The sequence below is a fragment of the Arthrobacter humicola genome, from assembly GCF_039531445.1.
In the GTDB taxonomy this organism is placed as follows: Bacteria; Actinomycetota; Actinomycetes; order Actinomycetales; family Micrococcaceae; genus Arthrobacter; species Arthrobacter humicola.
Map to the genome: position 1 here is coordinate 14350 of NZ_BAAAQB010000005.1, position 19801 is coordinate 34150.

The 19801-nt window shown below is 65.8% G+C and carries 15 protein-coding genes; 8 read left to right on the forward strand and 7 right to left on the reverse strand.

Annotated elements, in window-relative coordinates; all coding sequences use genetic code 11:
* Positions 1–8: 8 nt before the first annotated feature.
* Positions 9–863, reverse strand: a complete 855-nt coding sequence (locus ABD243_RS00800) for a flagellin N-terminal helical domain-containing protein (protein ID WP_344360958.1) — start codon at positions 861–863, stop codon at positions 9–11.
* A gap of 318 nt (positions 864–1181) precedes the next feature.
* Between ABD243_RS00800 and ABD243_RS00805 the strand changes: the two genes are divergently transcribed.
* From ABD243_RS00805 to fliW, 4 genes are read left to right on the forward strand one after another with little or no spacing between them, the layout of a single operon-like run.
* A complete protein-coding gene (locus tag ABD243_RS00805) occupies positions 1182–1670 on the forward strand; it encodes a flagellar protein FlgN (RefSeq protein ID WP_344360961.1) in 489 nt (162 codons plus the stop codon).
* A gap of 10 nt (positions 1671–1680) precedes the next feature.
* Positions 1681–3099, forward strand: a complete 1419-nt coding sequence (flgK, locus tag ABD243_RS00810; protein ID WP_344360963.1) for a flagellar hook-associated protein FlgK — start codon at positions 1681–1683, stop codon at positions 3097–3099.
* A 2-nt stretch (positions 3100–3101) separates the two neighbouring features.
* A complete protein-coding gene (gene flgL / locus ABD243_RS00815; RefSeq protein ID WP_344360965.1) occupies positions 3102–3989 on the forward strand; it encodes a flagellar hook-associated protein FlgL in 888 nt (295 codons plus the stop codon).
* Positions 3986–4390: a flagellar assembly protein FliW gene (gene fliW / locus ABD243_RS00820; RefSeq protein WP_116767016.1), complete on the forward strand. Its 405-nt coding sequence runs from the start codon at positions 3986–3988 to the stop codon at positions 4388–4390. The genes flgL and fliW overlap by 4 nt, the downstream gene beginning before the upstream one ends.
* A gap of 48 nt (positions 4391–4438) precedes the next feature.
* Here fliW and ABD243_RS00825 read toward each other — a convergent pair whose 3' ends face one another.
* The 3 genes from ABD243_RS00825 to ABD243_RS00835 form a co-directional block, all read right to left on the reverse strand.
* The gene (locus ABD243_RS00825; RefSeq protein WP_425547101.1) at positions 4439–4984 is read right to left on the reverse strand and encodes an AMIN-like domain-containing (lipo)protein; all 546 of its coding nucleotides are present in this window, start codon (positions 4982–4984) and stop codon (positions 4439–4441) included.
* A gap of 370 nt (positions 4985–5354) precedes the next feature.
* Positions 5355–5657: a DUF4193 domain-containing protein gene (locus ABD243_RS00830; protein ID WP_090956868.1), complete on the reverse strand. Its 303-nt coding sequence runs from the start codon at positions 5655–5657 to the stop codon at positions 5355–5357.
* A 265-nt stretch (positions 5658–5922) separates the two neighbouring features.
* On the reverse strand, positions 5923–6417 hold the full coding sequence (locus ABD243_RS00835) for a GyrI-like domain-containing protein (RefSeq protein WP_344360971.1): 495 nt from the start codon (positions 6415–6417) through the stop codon (positions 5923–5925).
* 380 nt (positions 6418–6797) lie between these two features.
* On the opposite strand from ABD243_RS00835, the gene ABD243_RS00840 reads away from it, so the two are divergent.
* A complete protein-coding gene (locus tag ABD243_RS00840; RefSeq protein WP_254788267.1) occupies positions 6798–8369 on the forward strand; it encodes an APC family permease in 1572 nt (523 codons plus the stop codon).
* A 714-nt stretch (positions 8370–9083) separates the two neighbouring features.
* On the opposite strand, the gene ABD243_RS00845 is transcribed toward ABD243_RS00840, so the two are convergent.
* Together ABD243_RS00845 and ABD243_RS00850 are read right to left on the reverse strand one after the other, a co-directional pair.
* Positions 9084–10931 (reverse strand): hypothetical protein, encoded by a 1848-nt coding sequence (locus ABD243_RS00845; protein WP_344360976.1) that lies wholly within the window; start codon positions 10929–10931, stop codon positions 9084–9086.
* Positions 10932–11122: 191 nt separating this feature from the next.
* Positions 11123–12997, reverse strand: coding sequence for a hypothetical protein (locus ABD243_RS00850; RefSeq protein WP_344360979.1), 1875 nt, complete (start codon positions 12995–12997; stop codon positions 11123–11125).
* Positions 12998–13747: 750 nt separating this feature from the next.
* Between ABD243_RS00850 and ABD243_RS00855 the strand changes: the two genes are divergently transcribed.
* The gene (locus tag ABD243_RS00855; RefSeq protein ID WP_344360982.1) at positions 13748–16357 is read left to right on the forward strand and encodes a phosphatidylglycerol lysyltransferase domain-containing protein; all 2610 of its coding nucleotides are present in this window, start codon (positions 13748–13750) and stop codon (positions 16355–16357) included.
* A 135-nt stretch (positions 16358–16492) separates the two neighbouring features.
* Here the strand turns inward: ABD243_RS00855 and ABD243_RS00860 are convergent, their stop codons facing one another.
* Positions 16493–17572 carry an alpha/beta hydrolase gene (locus tag ABD243_RS00860; protein WP_344360985.1) on the reverse strand — a complete coding sequence of 360 codons (1080 nt, stop codon included), beginning with the start codon at positions 17570–17572 and terminating at the stop codon, positions 16493–16495.
* A gap of 534 nt (positions 17573–18106) precedes the next feature.
* On the opposite strand from ABD243_RS00860, the gene ABD243_RS00865 reads away from it, so the two are divergent.
* Positions 18107–19402 (forward strand): alpha/beta hydrolase, encoded by a 1296-nt coding sequence (locus ABD243_RS00865; protein WP_344360988.1) that lies wholly within the window; start codon positions 18107–18109, stop codon positions 19400–19402.
* Positions 19403–19614: 212 nt separating this feature from the next.
* Entirely contained in the window at positions 19615–19779 is a 165-nt protein-coding gene (locus ABD243_RS00870) for a hypothetical protein (RefSeq protein WP_344360991.1), read from the forward strand.
* Positions 19780–19801 lie beyond the last annotated feature (22 nt).

The following is a 19801-nucleotide window of genomic DNA, read 5'->3' on the forward strand; positions in this document are numbered from 1 at the left end:
GCTATTGACTAGCGCAGGAGCGACAGAACGCCCTGGCCGGACTGGTTGGCCTGAGCCAGCATTGCGGTACCGGCCTGGGACATGATGTTGGCCTTGGTGAACTTGACCATTTCCTGTGCCATGTCGGTGTCGGTGATGCGGGACGCAGCAGCCGACAGGTTCTCGCCGGAGACCTGGAGGGTCTTGGTGGCGTGTTCCAGGCGGTTCTGGGTTGCACCCAGGTCTGCGCGCTGAGCGGAGACAGCAGCGATGGCGGTGTCGATGGTGCCGATCGTGGTCTGGGCGTTGGCCGCAGTGTCGACCAGGAAGCCTGCAGAAGCGGCAGCGCCAGCCAGCGTGCCAACGGCGGTGGGAACGTCACCGAGGGTGATGTCGATCTTGTCGTTGGCGGTGCCGCCGGTGCCGACCTGGATGCTCAAGGTAGCGCCGCTGTTGCCAGCAGCACCCTGGAGCAGGTCGATGCCGTTGAAGTTCGTGGACTTGGTGAGGCGGTCCAGTTCCTTGCCCAGCGAGTCGCCTTCACCCTTGATGGCGTTGCGGGCAGCCACGTTGTTGGTGTCGTTAGCGCCCTGGACAGCGAGGTCACGCATGCGCTGCAGGATCGAGTGGACTTCGGTCAGGGCGCCTTCGGTGGTCTGGATGACGCTGATGCCATCCTGGGCGTTGCGTGAAGCCTGCGCCGAGCCGGTGACCTGGGACTTCAGGCCTTCAGAGATGGACAGGCCGGCAGCGTCGTCAGCAGCACGGTTGATGCGCAGGCCGCTGGAGAGCTTCTCCATCGACTTGGACACAACGTCCTGGGTGTTGTTGAGGTTGCGGTAGGCGTTGTTCGCCATCGTGTTGGTGTTAATCATCATGCCCATGGTGTTTCCTCCGTGAGTGGGACTGTAAGCGACGGCCCATCCGTGGGCCTTCAGGAGTAGTTATCGCCCGGCGGATAACTCAGGTAAGGGGAATCGGCGAAAAAGTTTTCCCAGTTCACGCGCTCTTGTCCGCGCTCCTGCCCGATTGCCAAGAACGCCCTTGTTATCCGCCGCATTGCTGCTAACGCATCCCGCAGCCCTGCCGATAGTTTCTACGAACCCTGCTGGTGGCTGAATCGTCCGCACGATCAATCGGCCTCCCCGGCACCACCGCACCTGTCGCCCGCTACATTCACACATGAGGGAGCCGTCCCGAACATGGCCATCCACGAACTTTCAGCCCTGCTGTGGCGGGAGCGTGAACTCCTGGACGTTCTCACTTTCAAGCTGGAGGAAGAGCAACTGCTCCTCACCTCAGGCAAATCCCGCTGGCTGGCTCACGGCACCAAAGAAGTCGAGCAGGTCCTCGAACACCTCTCCAAGGCGAGCCTGGCGCGCACCATCGAGGCCGCCGTCGTGGCCGAAACCTGGGGTTTGCCGTCGGACGCGTCCCTCGGCGAGCTGGCTGCCGCGGCCCCGGAGGGTGCCTGGTCCGAAGTTCTGACCGCCCACCTGGCCGCACTGACCCGCCAGACGGCCCTCATCAAGGAACTGCGCGACTCCAACGAGCAGTACCTGCGCACCGCAGTCCGCTCCACCCAGGAGTCCCTGGCCGATCTCCGGCCCGCCGCGGCCGCCGGCACTTACGACTCCCATGGCAAGACCGGGGAAACCGCCGGCTCCCGCCTCTTCGACAAGCAATTCTAAGGAAGCGACCATGAGCACCTTTGGCGCCCTGAATACCGCCTACCGGGGGCTGACCGCCGCCCAGCAGGGCCTGAACGTCGCCGGCCAGAACATCGCCAACGCGGCCACCGAGGGCTACACCCGGCAGCGCGTGCAGCAGTCCTCGATTGCTGCCCCGGCCCCGGGTCTTTTCGGCTCAGGCCGCCCGGAGTCCGGCAACGGTGTTTCCGTGGACGGCATCGCCCGGCTCGGCAGCAGCTTCCTGGATGCCGGCGTCCGCTCGGCGGGAGCCCAGGCCGGCTTCGCCAGCGTCCGGTCCTCCGTGCTCCAGGGCATCGAGGGAATCCTGCAGGAACCCGGCGACAACGGGATCTCCGCATCCCTGCAGACGTTCTGGTCCGCCTGGCAGGGCGCGGCCAACCAGCCCGGGGAAACCGCTCCGGCGGGGCAGCTCCTGCAGGCCGGCAATGAGCTCACCGCCAAGATCTCGTCCGGTTACCAGTCGCTCACCGCGCAATGGAGCAGCGTTCGCGGGCAGGCCCAGGACAACGTCGACGCCGTCAATGCGGCGGCCGCTCAAGTGGCCGCTTACAACGCCACCATTCGTTCCACCACCGCAGCGGGCGGTTCGGCCAACGAACTCATCGACGCGCGGGCCAAGCTCACCGAAACGATCTCCCGGCTGACCGGCGGGACCGTGCGCGAACAGGCAGACGGCACGGTGGACATCCATGTCGGCGGCAATGCCCTTGTCATGGGAACGTCCGTCAGGGCTCTGGCCCTCTCGGGCACCCAGTCCGGGGATTCGCTTGGGTCTTCGGTCCAGCTTGAATGGGCCGACCGGCCTGGCCAGGCTGTACCGGTCACCGACGGCGAAATCGCCGGCGCGCTGTCCGTCCTGGCGCCGGCAAACAGCAACGGCACCGGCGGCGCTATCGCCGAGGCGGCGGCGTCGTACAACACGTTTGCCGGAAATTTGCGGGACGCCGTCAACGCTCTTCACAACGGCGCCCAGACTTCCACCGGGGCCGTGGCCGGCGACTTCTTCAGCCCCGCCTCGGGCATGCCGGCGGCGTTGAGTCTCGCCGTGCTGCCCCAGGACGTCAGCGCTATTGGCATTGGCGCCGGCGCAGGGAAGCTGGACAACAGTGTGGCGGACAAGATCTCCCAGCTCGGCACGGGGCCCGGGTCACCGGACAGCCTCTGGGCCGGCGTCGTGACGGGAATCGGCGTCCAGTCGCGGGGCGCCCAGCAGCATGAGTCGCTGACCACCGCCTCGGAGTCGTCCGCCCTCGCCAACCGCGCGTCGTCCGCGTCCGTCAGCCTGGACGAGGAAAACGTCAGCCTGCTCACCAACCAGCACGCCTACCAGGCCGCCGCCCGGGTCATGACAGCCGTGGACGAGGCCCTGGATGTTTTGATCAATCACACCGGACTGGTAGGAAGGTAGCCATGCTGAACCGGGTAACAAGCCTGACCATGACCTCTGCCGCCCAACGCAACCTCCAGGCACAGCAGTCCAAGCTCGCCGAGCTGCAGGACAAGGCCGGCACGCTAAACAAGCTCTCCCGGCCCTCGGACGATCCCGCAGCCACGGCCCAGGCCCTCCAGACCCGCTCCCGGATCGCCGCCGCCGCCCAGTACGGCCGGAATATCGACGACGGCGACAGCTGGCTCACGGCAGCCGACTCAGCCCTGTCGCAGGCCACCAACGTGGTCCACAAAATGCAGGACCTCACCGTCCAGGCCGGCAACGGCACGCTCAACCAGACGGGCAGGGACGCGATCGCCCTCGAGCTGGAAGGCCTGAACAAGGACCTGCTGTCGATCGCCAACAGCAGGCACCTGGGCCGCAACATCTTTGCCGGAAGCTCGGACGCCGCCAGCGCGTTCACGCCCGGCAACCCGCCCACGTTCAACGGCGTTGCCAACAGCTCCGTGGAGCGCCGCATCAGCGATACCCAGACCGTCCGGGTGGATGCCGACGGCGCGGCCATCTTCGGCGACGGCACCTCCTCGATCTTCCAGACCGTCAGCGGGATCGTCGACGGGCTGCGGAACAACACGGACGTGACCGCGCTGGCGGCCCAGCTCACGACCGGTGTTCAGAACATCGTCAACGGGCGTGCGGAGGTCGGAACACGCCAAGCCCAGCTGGACCGCGCCAGCAGCGTCAACACAGATTTGGAGGCCACCTTGGATGCACAGAAGACGGGCATTGAGAAAGCAGATCTTGGCAGTGTCATCATGGACCTGAAACTTCAGGAGACTAACTATCAGGTGGCTCTCGCCGCGACGGCCCGGGTCCTGCAGCCCACCCTGATGGACTTCCTGCGGTGAGCACCCCCGTCATGGACACCCCCGTCGCCAGCCTGCCCGTCACATTCACCGCGCCCATGCCGGGCTTTGAGGATCTGCACGACTTCTCGCTTCGGAGCGTCCAGGGCGCGACAGGGCTGTTCGCGCTGGAGGCCGCTTCCACCCCGGTGCGGCTGTTCCTGGCCGATGCCGCCGTGTTCGCGCCGAGCTACGCTCCGCCGATCCCGGCAGCCTCCCTGGAGGCTCTCGGGCTCGACGAGCGGGAGGCACTCCAGGTGCTGATCGTGGTCAACCATGCCCCCGGTTCCACGACGGTCAACCTCATGGCTCCGATCATTCTCAACCGCGGCACGGGACGCTGCACGCAGCTCGTGCTGGACGGTCGGGACTACCCGCTCCGGGCCGAAATCGACTCCCTGTAGTCAGCCGCTGGCGAGCCTGCCACTCAGAGCGGCCCGTCGCCGTCGGACTTACCAGAAATGCGCGACGTCCACCACGAGCCGTGAGCCGGAGCCCGGGCCGGGCAGGGTAAGGACCCGGAACGGCAGCCGCGCGCGGACCCCCAGCCCGAGGCTGCTGTAGCCCTCGAAGCTGCCCGCCCACGCCACCTGCCGGAACGTCTGGTACCCGGCCACGTTGGAGAGTTCATTCTTGTTGGCCGGGTTGTAGGTGGGGTTGCCGGCGTCGTCATAGGCCGGCGCGTTGACCGTGAGCTGAATGAAAGCCTGACCCCGCAGCGGAACCGGCAGCCCGGACCCATCCTGCACCACCTGGGGAACGTAGCGCACGGTGTAGCCAGCCACGGGGCCGTTGAGGTCAATGACCAGCCGGTCAAAACAGTAATGCTGTCCGGTCCGGACGTTGACCACCTTGGCCTGGCTCATGGCCGGATCCGTCTTGAGCAGTGAACCCCATACCAGGCCGCAGTAGGGGTCCGCGGCGGCCGGGGATGGCGACAGCACCCCGAGGCCCACAGCCATCAGCACTGCCCCAAACAACGCTTGGATCTTCTTCAACCGGGTCTTCTTGACCTGAGTCTTTTTCAAAGCCTTCAAAGCCGCCACCCCCTGAAACTGGCTGAACAGCCAGCACGATCAGACCCTCTCAGCGTAGGCGGGCCCGAACCGGCGGGCGAGGCCCTCGACCGTTTCGGCGCCCAACTGTTAAGGTGACGCGTTGCTGATCACGGACTGATGTCACCAGCGAAGGCCATGGCCTCATCGCAGGCCGAGCGGCGGTCCGTGCCGGGAACGGCGAAGCGCCGGCACCCTTGCGGGTCCGGCGCCTCAAGTTGCTTCACTGTGCTATCAGTCTTGGGCCATCAGTGTTGGGCCATCAGTGTTGTGTCAGCCGCTGCGGGGAGCAGCCAGACTGCCAGCTGGTTCCTTAGCCTTCGCAGTCGCGGCAGTACTTCATGCCGTTCTTTTCGCGGGCCACCTGGGACCGGTGACGGACGAGGAAGCACGAGGAGCACGTGAATTCATCGGACTGCTCGGGAACAACAATGACGGTCAGCTCTTCGCCGGACAGATCCGCCCCCGGAAGATCGATGCCTTCCGCGGTGTCGTTCTCGTCGACGTCGATCACAGCGGTCTGGGCGCCACCACCGCGGGACGCCTGGAGGGCCTCCAGTGATTCAGCGGGAGACTCTTCTTCTGTCTTGCGTGGGGCGTCGTAATCGGTAGCCATATCGGGGTTCACTTTCGTTGCTGCGCAGCGCCATTTCAGGCACCTCAGTGAAGCAGTTTAGGACATTATGCATGGAGTTGAAGAAAAGTGTGGCCAATCAGACACTATGAGTCATTGGCGGCACCGGAAGCGACGGGGCATAGCCCCTAAACGGCGCCCTAAGGGGCGCCCTGAACAGCGCCCTGAACACGGCGCCAACAGCGCCGGACGCTCGCTTCCAGACGCCGTTCCGGACATCCTTCCGGCGGTTGTTCCGACGGGCATTTCAGGCGACCGGCCAGACCACAAGGGTCTGCCATTTTGCCGGGTCCGGTTCGGCGCCCGGATCGCTAAGGTAGTACTCCCACATTGCCTCGCCCGGACTCACTCCGTCTTCCCGCATCCGCTCCATGATCGCCCCGTAGGTGTGCTGCAGCGATTCATAGGAACCAATGTGCAGTGCCTCGTATGCCTGGCCGGCGGGGAGAGTCCCGGCCGTGACCGTAGTGGCCTCACCGCCGGCGTTCGTGAAGGGCGCGGCGAGCGGGAACCCCGCCTCGACGTCGACGACGTCGGTCGGCATCCCCCGATAGAGCGCGAACGGGGGTCCGGCCAGCTGGACATGCTGCGCCTGGACCGCGCCCGTGACGGCGCCGAAGGCACGGCCAAAGAAGTCACGGAGCGCGTTCATCGGGACGGTCTCGCGTACTACCGCCGTCGGCTGCTCCTTGAGTTGGGCGGTCTTGATGTCCGGAGCCGGCCCCAGGTTCATTTCAGTCATACGCCCAGAGTCTGCTGTGTCCATTCCATGGTCTAGGGCCTTACGGCCCGCGCCGCGGGGAGGGCTCGCCCGTGGCGGGCCGGCCCCGAGGGCCGGCCGCAGGCGCAGGTCTCGGCCCCGCCGCAGGTACACGTCCCGGCGCTACCCTGCCGCAGGCGCAGGCCAGCGCCGAATAAATAAATGAACTTTATTCATATTAGGTCTTGCCTCGCGCCGGGATCGCCCCAATACTAAATGAACACAGTTCATTTATGTGATGCCCGTCTCACTGGAGTAGCCATGATCGACATCTTCGACGCATGCCATCTCTTCGCCCGCGGCGGTGGCATCCACGGCATCACCCGACAGCAACCATCCGTTTCCCAGAAAACAGGTCACCAATGAGTCAAACTATCGGCCGCGAAGACGGCATCACCACCGCGCACGACGTCGTCGATCCGGCCGGTTCCAAGCACGGCATCACCGGCAAGGGACTCAAGGGCGGCCAGCTGGGCCTGCTCGCCGTCGTCGTCCTGGGCATTTCCTCCGTGGCACCGGCCTACAGCCTCACCAGTTCACTGGGTCCGGCGGTCGGCGCCGTCGGCCTGCAGCTGCCGGCGATCTTCATCGTCGCGTTCATCCCCATGATCCTGGTGGCGTTCGCCTACCGCGAGCTCAATGCCGATTCCCCGGACAGCGGCACCACCTTCACGTGGGCCACGAAGGCGTTCGGGCCGTTCGTCGGCTGGATGGGAGGCTGGGGGCTGCTGGCTGCCAACATCATCGTCCTGTCCAACCTCGCCGGCGTCGCGGTGGACTTCTTCTATCTCTTCTTGGCTCAGATGTTCAACAACCCCGACCTCGCGGACCTGACCTCCAACACGGCCGTGAACATCATTACGTGCCTCGTGTTTGTCGCACTCGCCGTCTGGGTCAGCTACCGCGGCCTGCACGCCACAAAGCTCGTGCAGTACACCATGGTCGGATTCCAGGTGCTGGTCCTGGGCATCTTCGTCGTCATGGCACTCACCCACGCCGCCTCGGGTGACGCGGGCACCTCCATCGCCTTCAGCTGGGACTGGTTCAACCCGCTGAAGATCGGCAGCTTCGAGCAGTTCACCGCCGGCATGTCCCTGGCCGTCTTCGTCTACTGGGGCTGGGACGTCTGCCTCACCGTGAACGAGGAAACCAAGGGCGGCAAGGGCACCGCCGGCCGGGCAGGAACCACGACGGCGGTCGCCGTCCTGGCCCTCTACCTCGTCGCGATCGTGGCCACCATGATGGTAGCCGGCACCGGAACCGACGGCATCGGCCTCAACAACCCGGACAACCAGTCGAACATCTTTGCAGCACTGGCTTCCCCCGTCATGGGCCCGCTGGCCATCCTGATGTCCCTGGCCGTGCTCTCCGGCACCGCATCGTCCCTGCAGTCCACCATGGCCTCCCCCGCCCGCAGCCTGCTCGCGATGGGCCACTACGGCGCGCTCCCGCCGCGCTTCGCGACGGTCAGCAAGCGCTTCGGATCCCCCGGCTACGCCACGATCCTGGCCGGCGTGATCTCCGGCGGCTTCTACGCCGTCATGAAGGTGGTCAGCGAGAACGTGCTGAACGACACCATCATGGCCCTGGGCCTGATGATCTGCTTCTACTACGGCCTCACCGCATTCGCCTGCACGTGGTACTTCCGGCACAGCCTGTTCTCCAGCGTCCGCAACTTCTTCATGCGGCTCCTGTTCCCGGTGGTGGGCGGCCTGGTTCTCACCGTGGTCTTCTTCCAGACCGCTGTGGACAGCTGGTCGCCGGAATTCGGTAGCGGCTCGGAGGTCTTCGGCGTGGGCCTGGTGTTCATCCTGGGGATCGGCATCCTCGCCCTCGGCGTCGTGGTCATGCTCCTCGCCTCGAAAAAGCATCCGGGCTTCTTCCGCGGCGAAACCATCCGGAAGGACACCCCCGCCCTGGTGGTTCCGGAGTAACCTCCGGATTTCCAAACCCGTACGGCCCTGCTCCCCGGACTCCGGGAGCAGGGCCGTACGTTTTTGTGCCTGCGGTGCCCTGCACCGCGTGCGCCGACCCGCCGTGTTCGCCCCGGTACCGCGACCAGCCGACGGCGGCCAGGCCCACCACGGCGCCGGCCAGAATGCACGTATTCCCGGTGCCGTCGATTTCGAAGGCATTGGTGACCGTTCCGAGGTAGAAGGTCTGCTCCAGACCCAAACAGAGCAGGACGAGGCCCGCGAGCGCGGCGACGGCCCAGGCGGTCCGGGCCGTAATGGATGAAACTTTCATGAGCCCACCGTCTGTCTTCGGTGAACTGAAACGTTACCGACGGGCTGTACCGCCATCGAGCGGCAGGGTGAAGGACCCGTACGTTACTGCCTGGGATTTGGCCGTATTCCGCACGTAGCCGTACGTGTCCCTATCCGGATCATAAGCCGGAACGCTTCCGTCTGGGTGAATGCCAGCTCCCCTGTTGGGCTCATGGCGTCGGTCAGTTGTCTCACAAGAATGGGCGAATCCGACGTCGGCTACCCCAAGCGGGCGGCCGGGCCCCAGGCCGGCACCTCCGCGGCAGGCTTGAGCGTTCCCCCGAAGGCGATTCAGACTGTTCTTTCATGGCTGCGCGGCAGCCGGGACGGACCGGCCAAAGCCCCGGGCCACGTCATGCCGTGTGCCCGGGGAGCCGTGGGTTAGCTGGCGATTCGCGCCGCGCTGGTCCGGGAGACGGTCGTGTAACCGAACCGGGAGCCCGTGACGCGGACGGTGAGCTTGGTGCCCTTGTCGGCGGTCCGGACCTTGTAAGTCGACTCCGTGGCGCCCGAGATCGGGACACCGTTGCGCAGCCAGCGGTACTTGAACGCCGTGCCCCAGGTCCAGGTGCCCCGCTTCACGGTCAGGACGTTCCCGGCCTTGACGGTGCCTTCAATCGCCGGGGTGGCCGACGTCAGGGGCAGACCCGCCACCCTCGCCGAAGCGTTGATCGTCTGGTACATGCCGCCCGTTGCAGTCGGGTTCACGTAGGCCGAGAGCTTCGTGCCGGCGTCGGCCTTCGTCAGAACGTAACTCCAGCCGTACGCTCCGGCGATCTGGACGCCGTCGCGCAGCCACATTACGTCCGAAGTGATCCCTGCCCGGTCATACCAGGGGTCGGGAGTCAAGGTCACCTTCGACCCGACGGCCAGGGTCCCGCTAATGGCCCGCGTCGACTCACGCGCGGTCACGGGCTTGGGTGCGGTGACTTCTACCCAGGCTGTGGTGTAACCAGGGGCTGAGGCGGTCACAAGAACGGTCAGGGTCTTGCCAATTTGGGGCTGGTCCGGGGTGAAAGCCGCTCCGCTGACCGGTTTCTCCTGGCCCGGGACCACCCAGTCGTAGGTGACGTTCAGTTTATCGGCCGCTACGGACCAGGTGCCGGCCGACACTTTCATCACAGCGCCGGTCACGGCGGTCCCGGTCACGACCGGCTTGGTGACGTTCGTCAGTTGCTTCAGCTCCACCCCCGCGGCCGCCGGCACAACCACCCGGTTGGAGTAGGGATGGGTGCCGTCGAATCCAAGTTCGTCGGTTCTCAGAACCAGGGTGTGACCCTGGTCCTGGGCCGTGATCTTGTAGGTCAGCGCGGTGGCTCCGGCAATCGCGACGCCGTCGCGCAGCCATCTGTAGTGATGTTCGAACGGTTTGAAAGACCAGGGAACATCATCGGCGCCGGTGAGGACGTCCCCCAGGCCGGTGCCGCCGGTGACCACGGTGGCAGGAGTGGGGTTGTAGTTAGAGACGTTTCCCGCTTTGGAGGTCCCGGTGGCCGGATTGAACCCGGGAGCGTGGCCGGTGACACGGACGCTGAGCAGCCCCGTCGGACCCCATCCCGTCGCGTCGAACATGCGTGCGGTGGCACCTGGGATCGGCTTCCCGTCGCGGAGCCACTGGTACTGGCGGTGGACGTCCGGAGCGCCCTTAAAAATTCCCCCACCGTACACGAGCACGCCGGGCATATCCGGGTTGTCGCTCGGTGTACCGAAGTAAACGTTCTCCGCAACGAGAGACGGGACGGCGCCGCCGGCGTTCGTGACGAGGGCGGTTTGAGCGGACTGCAGGGTCGTCTTTGCATAGCCCGGGGCTGTTGCCGTGGTCTCGACCCGGATGCCCTTGCCGAGGTCCGCCGTGGTGAGCAGGTAGGTAGCGCCGGTGGCGCCCGGGACCGGCACATCGTCGCGCAGCCACTGGTGCGTGAGCATCGCGTCCGTGGGGTCCCAGCTCCCGTCAACGACGGTCAGGGTGCTACCCACCTGGAGGGCACCGCCGATGCCGGGAGTTCCGTCTTTGCCGGGCGCCACGGCGCCACTGACCTGCACCGGGTAAGGATGCCCGTCCGGTGCCGTGCAGAATCTGACGGAGTCGACGACCGGGCCACAGGGATCGGCGGGTGCCGGCGGAATGGCATGCATCAACTCATCGGCCTGCGCCGGAACGGCGAGGCCCGCAAGCGAGAGTGCGGCGAGTGCCCCGGCGATACCGAGACGGATGGTCTTGTTTTTCAATTGTTCCCCCAAGTCTTCGGGCCGGTCCCCCCGGGCCCATGATGATAGTAGCGCCCGGTACCGGTTTGCGACTACGTCGTTGCAGGTCAGGGTGCAGGAATCACAGTGAAGCCTCACCTGGTCACCAACGAGGGCAACGGTGCCCGGGGCGACGCCAGGACCCTTTGCCTCGTACCAGGCGAGGACTGCGATCAGCGGGCGAAGTACGCTCCGCTGGTCTGGGTGACGGTCGTATAGCCGAGCCGTGAGCCTGTGACACGGACGGCGATCCTTTTATCCCTGTCGGCCGTCCGGACCTTGTAGGTCGACTCCGTTGCAGCGTAGATCGGGACGCCGTTGCGCAGCCAGCGGTACTTGAAGGCAGTGCCCCAGGTCCAGGTGCCGGGCTTCGCGGTCACCACTGTTCCGGTCTTGACGGTTCCGGCGATCGTCGGCGTGGCCGAACGCAACGCCGCAGCAGCCACCTTCGCCGTAGCATCGGTCGTCTGGGTCTTCAGGATCCTGCCGCCCATCGTGGACGTGACCTTGACAGAGATTTTGTTGCCGAAGTCGCCGCCCACCAGGGTATAGTCCCGGCCGGTCGCCCCGGCGATCGGGGTGCCGTCACGCAGCCACTGGCGGGTCTCGGTCAGCCCTAAGGTGTAACCGGACCAGGTGCCGGTGGAGACGGTGAGCTTCTCTCTCACCGTCGCGTTGCCCTGGATGGCCGGGGCTTTGGCCTGGGTCGGGTCCGGCGCGGTCACGGGCTTGGGCGCGGTGACCTTTGCCCAGGCGGTGGTGTATCCGGGAGCGGTGGCGGTCGCTATGAGCGTGACCGTCGTCCCAAGCTGGGTCATGTTGGGGGTAAACGTCGGGCCTGTGGCCGATACCTTCCCGTCCGGGGACTGCCAGTAGTAGATGACGGTCAGATTTTCGGCAGGTTCGGACCACGTGCCGGCCGTCGCGGTCATCGCCGTGCCAATCACGGCGTCACCGGTCAGGACAGGCTTGGTGACGTTCGTCAGCGGCTTCAGCTCAACCTTCGGGGGCTCCGGGGGTGCCGGGATGACCGCGCCCCCGGCCGGCGGGACGGTCACTGCGTTGGAGCTGGCCTCGGGCCCGCCAGACGTGGTCACCATCTCCAGCGTGTGGCCTTGGTCCTCGGCGGTGATCGTATAGGTCAGTTCGTTGGCGTCGGGAATTCGTATGCCGTCGCGCATCCACTGGAAGCGGTGCTCATTCCAATCGCTGGTGTTCCGGTCTGTGTGGTCAAACCAGGGAAGGTCGACAGCGGTGAGGACGTCCCCCGCCTCGGTGCCGCCGGTGACCACAGCGCCGGGCGTCTCCGGGGTAAAGGTTCCGCGGCTAGCTGCGGAGGTCACGGAGACCGGATCGAGGCCGGCGGCGTAGCCGGTGACCCGGAGGCTGAGCAGCCCCGTCGGGCCCCATGTTGTCCTATCAAATCTTGGGGCGGTGGCACCAGGTATGGGCGAGCCGTCACGGAGCCACTGATACTGGAACTGGACGCCACTCGGGCCCCAGTCCCCCAGTTGGGCAACGACGACGGGCCGGTATTCACCATCTTCTGCGCCCAGGGATTCGAAACCAACATACCCCGCCCGGACAGTCGGAACGGCGCCGGCGGCGTCCGTGATCGACGGCGTCTTGGCCGACTGGACGGTGGTTGCCTTGTACTCCGGAGCACGGCCCGTGGTCTTGACCCGGATGCCCTTTCCGAGGTCCGACCTGGTCAGCCGGTACGTTGTACCGGTGGCGCCCAGGATCGGTACGTCGTTGCGCAGCCACTGGTGCGTGAGCGTCGCGTTGGAGGGATCCCAGACGCCGTCGTAAACGGTGAGGGTGTTGCCGACCAGCAGGGCGCCCCCGATAATCGGCCGCGGGCCGGCAACCGGGCGGTTGACCATCACCGGCTCCTGGCTCCCGTCCGGCGCCGTGCAGAGCTTGATCGAATCAACGATCGGGCCGCAGGACGGCACGAAGGCTGCCTGCGCCGGAACGGTGGGGCCGGCCAGCAACAGGGCGGTAAGGGCCCCGGCGCCGCCGAAACGGATGGTCTTGTTTTTCAATTGTTCCCCCCAGGGTCTTCGGGCCAGTCCCCCGGGCCCCTTGATGATAGTAGCGCCATGACTGCCATGCGCCGCCATGTTGTTGCAGGTCAGGGACGGGCAGGATTCATCACGCCCTCAAAAAGCGAACGCCATCCAAGTCGCTAGGATCAGGCGTCGAAAACAACGGTGTCCGAATCGGGATTGCCTTGGGACGCAGTGGGCGGCAGGGACACACGAGCCGTGTCGGTCGATGACCGACTTGGAGCGTCTTGGCCAGGTTTCTTGTGTCACGGTTGGAGGTCAACTGCGCCCGTCGATTATCCAGTGATGCTCATGGTTTTCCCAGCCACGCATCGGAGAATGAAGGTATGTATTTGGTCGAAACCGGCGCCTACGAACAGGCATCGTCGCACATCGCATTGGCATCTGGTTCCGGTTCCTGCTCGTTGTCGACCTTCGAGGGGCGCCGCTGCTGAACCTGATAACCCGGGGTGCGCTACCTGGGCGACGTCAGCGGACGCGTCCTCAATAGCAGCCATACTTGACGCCGGTGATGGAGCGGCCTTTCTTGCGTGCGTTCCAGCCCTCCACTTTGAATAGGATGCACGCTCTCGACACCGGCACTCGTGAACAGCGGCGAGCCGGTAGAACGTGCATCCGGCCGGCAGGTCCGGGGTCTCACCCTTGATGCCGGCCGCCCTGAAAGGAATCCTCGTGACTGTGCTGACGCCTGATCACGCAAGCACGCCATTTTCCGTTGCCGGGCCCTTGAAGAAGCTACGCGCCGCTCCGGTGACGGTGGGCTTTGTCCTCGCGTTCTGGGCTGCGGGAGCATTGTCCTCCTGCCTGATCTCTGGCCCGAGCCCGTCCCTGCGGACCCACTTGGCGGCGACAGCGCACTCCCTGCCGGGGAACTGGTGGGCTGTGCTGACCTGTGCGCTCTGGGCACAAAGCCTCGGCGGGTACCTGCTGGGCACGGCGTTGGTCCTCGCCGTCGGCATTCCGCTTGAACCTCGGATGGGAAGCCTGAAGTTCGCCGCCGCAGGTCTGGCTTCACACGTTCTGGGCATCGGCGCAGCCCTGGGCTTCCTGGCCGTGACACAGCAAACGCTGAGGAGCTTGACCCTGGAAATGAGCGGGCATCTGTTACTGGGGCCCAGCGCACTGATCGTGGGAGCCCTGATGGCCGGGACCGCCATGATGCCAACCCTGTGGCGGCGCCGGGTCCGCCTGGTCGTCTTCGCGTTGCTGATACTCCTGGCCCTCTACAGCGGCGGGTTCGCCCACCTTGTCAGGCTCGGCGCCGCGGCGACCGGAGCTCTTCTGGGCCCGATCCTGCTGGGCAGGCTTCCCACGTTCGGGCGCCCGGTGAGCTCCAGGCATGAAGGCCGGGTCTTGATCGCGCTCCTGCTGGCGGTTTCGGCCGTCGGCCCGGTCGTGGCCGGTCTTGTCCCGCATGCCGCCGGCCCCCTGGCGGTCCTGCGATTCCTGTTTACCAACATCCAACCGGTGGATCCGCAGAACCTCCAGAACCTGTGCTCCGACCCCGGCCAGGCCAAGGACTGTGCCGCGGCCCACCTGCAGCTGCGCGCCGGGGCCGGTGGCATCTTCATGGGAATCCTTCCATCGTTTCTGCTGTTGCTGCTTGCGGACGGCCTCAGCCGCGGGCGCCGCTTCGCTTGGACCGGCGCCGTACTGATCCAGCTCGCGCTCTCGCTGCTGGCCGGCATCACTATTGCCGGGGTTCTCCTGCGAGCAGCACCGGACACTTCGGCCATGGAGGGGATCGGCGCCATCGCAGCATCGGGGTACGCACACCCGTTCAGCCTGATGGTTCCGTTGCTGTTGCCAATCGCGCTGAGCCTTCTGTTGCTGATAACGCGCAGGCTCTTCTTGGTGGCGGCTCCGTCTGGGACATACACCCGGCTCTTGTCACGGGTTCTTGCCCTGGGAGTGTCCCTTGGTGCGTTCTACCTGCTCGCGGGACTGGCTCTTGCCGGTGGCTTCGCACCCGTTCCCGGGCCGGCCGAACTGTTGGCGGATATTCCGGACAGATTCCTGCCGCTCGGATACATGGTGGACGTGTCGCCGGCGTTTTTCCCCCAAAGCACCGCAGCGGTTCTGCTGTACGAGGGCATCGGCGTCATCTTCTGGGCCGCGACCGCCGTTCTGGTGCTGAACACCTTCTTGCGTCCGGTCCCGATCCAGCACAACGCCGGCGCTGCGCGCGCCCGGGACATACTGAAAACGCGGGAAGGCAGCTCGTTGTCCTGGATGACGACCTGGCAGGGCAACAGTTACTGGTTCTCCGCCACGGGAGAGAGCTTCGTCGCCTACCGCGTCATCGGCGGGATCGCCCTCACCATGGGTGTGCCGGTCGGTCCCGGGCCGGACCGCGAGGACGCCTTCGCGGACTTCACCAGCTTCTGCACCAGAGAAGGGTGGACTCCGTGTTTCTACTCCGTCCCCCAGGACCTGCGGGACCATGCCGCGTCACGGGGCTGGCGGTCCGTTCAGGTGGCTCAGGAGACGGTCCTGCCGCTGGACTCGATGTCCTTCAAGGGAAAGAAATTCCAAGACATCCGCACGGCCATGAACAACGCCGCGAAGGCCGGCATTCGCGCGGAGTGGATGACATACGCCACCGCACCGTTCCCGGTCCTTGCCCAGATCCAGGAGCTCTCCGAAGAATGGGTGGCGGACAGGAAAATGCCCGAAATGGGGTTTACCCTCGGCAGCCTGGACGAACTCAACGACCCTGATGTCCGCCTGCTGCTTGCCATCGACGGGCATCACAGGGTCCACGCCGTCCTCTCCTGGCTGCCCGTCTACCGCAACGGGACCATCGAGGGCTGGACCCTGGATTACATGCGTCGACGCAGCACCGGGTTCCGTGCCGGCATCGAATTCCTCATCGCCTCCGCGGCACTCAGCTTCAAAGACGAAGGATGTGGCTTCATGAGCCTGTCCGGGGCGCCCCTGGCCCGGGCGAATGTGACGTCACCGGACCTGGCCGCCCCGTCGGATCCGCAGACAGTCGGCGGCCTGGACCGGCTGCTGGACCGGCTGGGCGCAACGTTGGAACCCGTGTACGGGTTCAGGTCCCTGCTGGCCTTTAAGGCAAAATTCCAGCCCCGTTACGAACCCCTTTACATGCTCTATCCCGATGCGGCATCACTGCCCGCCATCGGAAACGCCGTCACCCGGGCCTATCTCCCCACCATCAATTTCGGAGAAAGCCTTGCACTGGCCCTGCGAATGGTTCACCGGCCCACCCGAGAGCGGTCCGCAGCGCTCCGCCATCCAGCGCCGGTCCCCGCCGCCAACCACGTCGACGAGCCCAAGGATGAACGGCCCGGTGCCGTCACCCCCGGGTGACGTCCCGCGGACCGCCGGGACGATGCCGGGGCGATGCGACGCGCGGCGCGGCATCGTCGGCGAGTGCGGTCGGGTGTGTGCCGCGTCTTGAACGCCGAGGTCTTCGGCGCGGTGGCTGCGAAGCGACTGTTCAGTTCAGGGCCGGACGAGGCCGAACCTTTGGTTTAGCAGCGGGAGCCCGGATCTGAGGCCGAAGTTAACGGCGTCCCCGAGGTGACCTATCCCGTCGCCGACGAACCGGCTGGTAGTCATGCCGGCGGCCTTAGCGTCCGCCTCGGCCTTGGCGCCCTCCGGCCCGTACCTGGAGTCCAGGGCGCCGTTGGTGAAAATGGCGAGTTCGTCGTTGTATTTGTGTGCTTTGAGGATCGTGGCGGGTTTCTCCGCAGTGAATGCGGCTTTGTCGCCGCCGAAGATGGTCTTCACCGTGTTGTCGGCGTTGCGGTCCACGGGGTTCAGCTCTCCCGAGATGTCCAGCAGCGAGCCGAAGATCTCCGGCCGCTTGGCCGCGAATGAGAGGGCGCATTCCCCGCCGTTGGAGTACCCGGCCACAGCCCACTGGGTCCGGCCGCTGGCCACGTTGAGGTTCTTGTGGATGTAATTGACGACGTCGGTAGTGACGTAGGTGTAGACGTTGCCTTTGGCGGAATCAACGCAAACCGGATTTCGGTAAGGATTGCCCAACTGGTCGATCGTGAGCATGATCGGTGCCAGACCGTTGTTTTGCTGCGCCAGCGCGTCCAGCTGCTGCACGGCGGTTTTGCTCTGTTCCGGGCCGCCCGGCTGGCCCATCATCATGACGATGATCGGCAGGGCCGGCGGATTGTCCACCAGGGCCGCGGGCGGCAGATATAAGAAGGCGTCGCGGGCGTGGAAACCGGACGCGTTCGCGGGTATCGTGACCGAGCCGCTCACTCCGGCTGACGGGATCCCCGCCGGGGGTTTCCAGCTCTGCCACAGCGCTGTCCCACTTTGTGCCTGCGGCACAGGGTTGAGTTTCGGCAAGACCAGATGGCTGGTATGGTCCACGCCCAGCATGGCCCCCAACGTCGGGTTCAGCCCGTAGCCGGCGTTGATCCCCAGCGCCGCCGTCACAACGAACACCAGGCTGGCGGCGATGGCGGCCACTTTGCGCCACCAGCGCGACCGCCACAGGTTCACGACGGCGAGACCGACGCCGGCGAACGCAACGATGACCCAGGTGCGGGTGCCCGGCATCCAGTGGCAGTCCGAAGACGTTCAGCACGACTTCGCAGACGAACAGGGTAACGGCGCCTGACAGGGCGCCCCCGGCAACACCCGCGGTGGCGGTGATGATCCACGAACGGCGTCCTGGCCCCGTGGTCCCGCGGCGCAGCTGCCGCGGCAACAGCACCGGGCGCACGAGCAGGTAGAGCGCTGCCAGAGCGGAAAGGGCATAGACGGTGTAGAGCAGTGACGTGTCGATGACATTGAGGTTGAAAAGCTGTTCCACCCCGCCTCCTCCTGTATGGCATGGCCCGTGCTGGCAGTCCCGGTCTGGACAGATCCACGGCGGGCCCCGGCAGCGGCGACCCCCGGAACGTTATAGCACGGCAGTCATCATGGACGCTGGGAATCCGTCCTCCCAGCCGGCAGCAATCCTCAGCCGCTATGATCAGCGGCGTGACCGGACGGGCAGTCCGGGATGGGTTCAGGGGCGTAATGGCCCCGGCACGCCGGACGATGCCGTTCCGGCGGGACGCTGGCCGCAGAATATGGTCGACAGGGGACATGAAAAAATTCATTCTGGCTCTCAACATCGTTGACGGTCCCTTGATCGTCGCGGCATACGTGCTCAGCGCGGCCTTATGCGCGGCCCTTCTGGTGCGACGCGGGCCTAAGCCGGTCGCCATGACGGCACTCTGGGGTGCTGCCGGCGCCGTGGTCGGGGCCGTCACCTTAGTGGTGGCGGAGAAGATCGTGCAGGCATTCGGCAGTCCCCTCGACTGGTCCGTTCGGATCTGGGTCATAGTGTTCTTCGCCGGCCTCGGCGTCTGCGGGGCGAACTTCCGGGGATCCGGCATCTGGCGGAAGGTGCTCGCATCCGTGGCGGCTCTCTGCTTTGCTGCCACGGCGACCCTGGGAATCAACGCCTACTACGGACTGAACGTGACGCTGGCCTCCTTCCTGGGGGTCTCCCTGGCCCCAAGGATTGACTTGGGACCGGTCCCGCCCCACGCCGCCGCACCCCAGAAGCCCCTGTGGGATACGTGGAAGGCGCCGGCCGGAATGCCCTCCGAGGGTTCAACCGCCCAGGTGGTCATCCCGCCCCAAATATCCGCGTTTCCCTCACGCCCGGCTGGCCTGTACCTGCCCCCGGCGGCACGGGTCCCCAATCCACCGTCCCTGCCACTGGTGGTCCTGATGATGGGTCAACCCGGCGACCCGGACCCGCAGTACGCAGCCGCAGTCCTGGACGACTACGCAGCACACCACGACGGACTGGCACCGATCGTCATCGTCGCCGACCAACTCGGCGACCCCATGGTCGACAACCTGTGCCTCGACTCGCCCCTTCACGGACGCCCGGAAACCTTCATCAACCGCGACGTGGTCGACTGGGCACGAAGCCACCTGAACATCATTGACAACCCGAAATACTGGACCATTGCGGGCTATTCAAACGGTGGCCAGTGCGCCATTTCCTTCGCCGCCAAGTACCCCTCGATCTGGGGCAACGTCTTGGACATATCCGGGGAAGAATACCCGGGGGCCGAGGACCCCGAGGGCAACCTCCAGGATGTCTTCGGCGGCAACCAGGCAGCCTACGACGCCCAGAAACCGGTCAACATCATGAAACAACAGAAGTACCCCGATACCCGTGCCATCTTCACGGCCTCAACCGACGACCCCGTCTACCTGGACGCGGCCCGTCACGTCTCGGCAGCGGCCGCGGCCGCGGGAATGACCGTCACCTACTACGAGGTCCCCAACGGGGGACACGTCATCGGGGCGCTGAACGGGGGCCTGAACAAGGGATTCGAAGTCCTCTACCCCCGGCTCGGCCTCTCCCGCCCCACCCCGTAGGAGCCTCCCGGCAGGCGCTTGAACGCGCCGGCACCGGTCTCCTCAAACCCCACGTCTCCCACCGTCATCTCCCACATCGGGGGCTATACCAGCTTCGCGTGGTGGCCGTCCTACCGGATCGAAATGGCCCAGACCTAAGGGACCGGGAAGTCACTGCAGTGCGTGGCCCTGCACGAATGCGCCCACATCGCCTCTTTCAGCTAACCGCACGGATGAACGCCATCTACGGCAGCCGGCCGGCGGGCAAGGAGCAACTCGCCGACTGCATGGCGTACGCGATGGGCGCCGACAAGAACTATGGCGGCACCTACACCCGGGACTGCAGCGGCTACCGGGGCACCGCCGCCCGGAAAATCTTGGCCGGACAGAAGCCCTGATGCGGGGGCCCCCTTCACCGGG

What these genes read in the sequence shown, in the direction of transcription:
- ABD243_RS00800 (WP_344360958.1), bottom strand. Translation starts at nt 863, where the DNA reads ATGGGCATGATGATTAACACCAACACGATGGCGAACAACGCCTACCGC.
- ABD243_RS00805 (WP_344360961.1), top strand. Translation starts at nt 1,182, where the DNA reads ATGGCCATCCACGAACTTTCAGCCCTGCTGTGGCGGGAGCGTGAACTC.
- flgK (WP_344360963.1), top strand. Translation starts at nt 1,681, where the DNA reads ATGAGCACCTTTGGCGCCCTGAATACCGCCTACCGGGGGCTGACCGCC.
- flgL (WP_344360965.1), top strand. Translation starts at nt 3,102, where the DNA reads ATGCTGAACCGGGTAACAAGCCTGACCATGACCTCTGCCGCCCAACGC.
- ABD243_RS00830 (WP_090956868.1), bottom strand. Translation starts at nt 5,657, where the DNA reads ATGGCTACCGATTACGACGCCCCACGCAAGACAGAAGAAGAGTCTCCC.
- ABD243_RS00835 (WP_344360971.1), bottom strand. Translation starts at nt 6,417, where the DNA reads ATGACTGAAATGAACCTGGGGCCGGCTCCGGACATCAAGACCGCCCAA.
- ABD243_RS00840 (WP_254788267.1), top strand. Translation starts at nt 6,798, where the DNA reads ATGAGTCAAACTATCGGCCGCGAAGACGGCATCACCACCGCGCACGAC.
- ABD243_RS00860 (WP_344360985.1), bottom strand. Translation starts at nt 17,572, where the DNA reads ATGCCGGGCACCCGCACCTGGGTCATCGTTGCGTTCGCCGGCGTCGGT.
- ABD243_RS00865 (WP_344360988.1), top strand. Translation starts at nt 18,107, where the DNA reads ATGAAAAAATTCATTCTGGCTCTCAACATCGTTGACGGTCCCTTGATC.
- ABD243_RS00870 (WP_344360991.1), top strand. Translation starts at nt 19,615, where the DNA reads ATGAACGCCATCTACGGCAGCCGGCCGGCGGGCAAGGAGCAACTCGCC.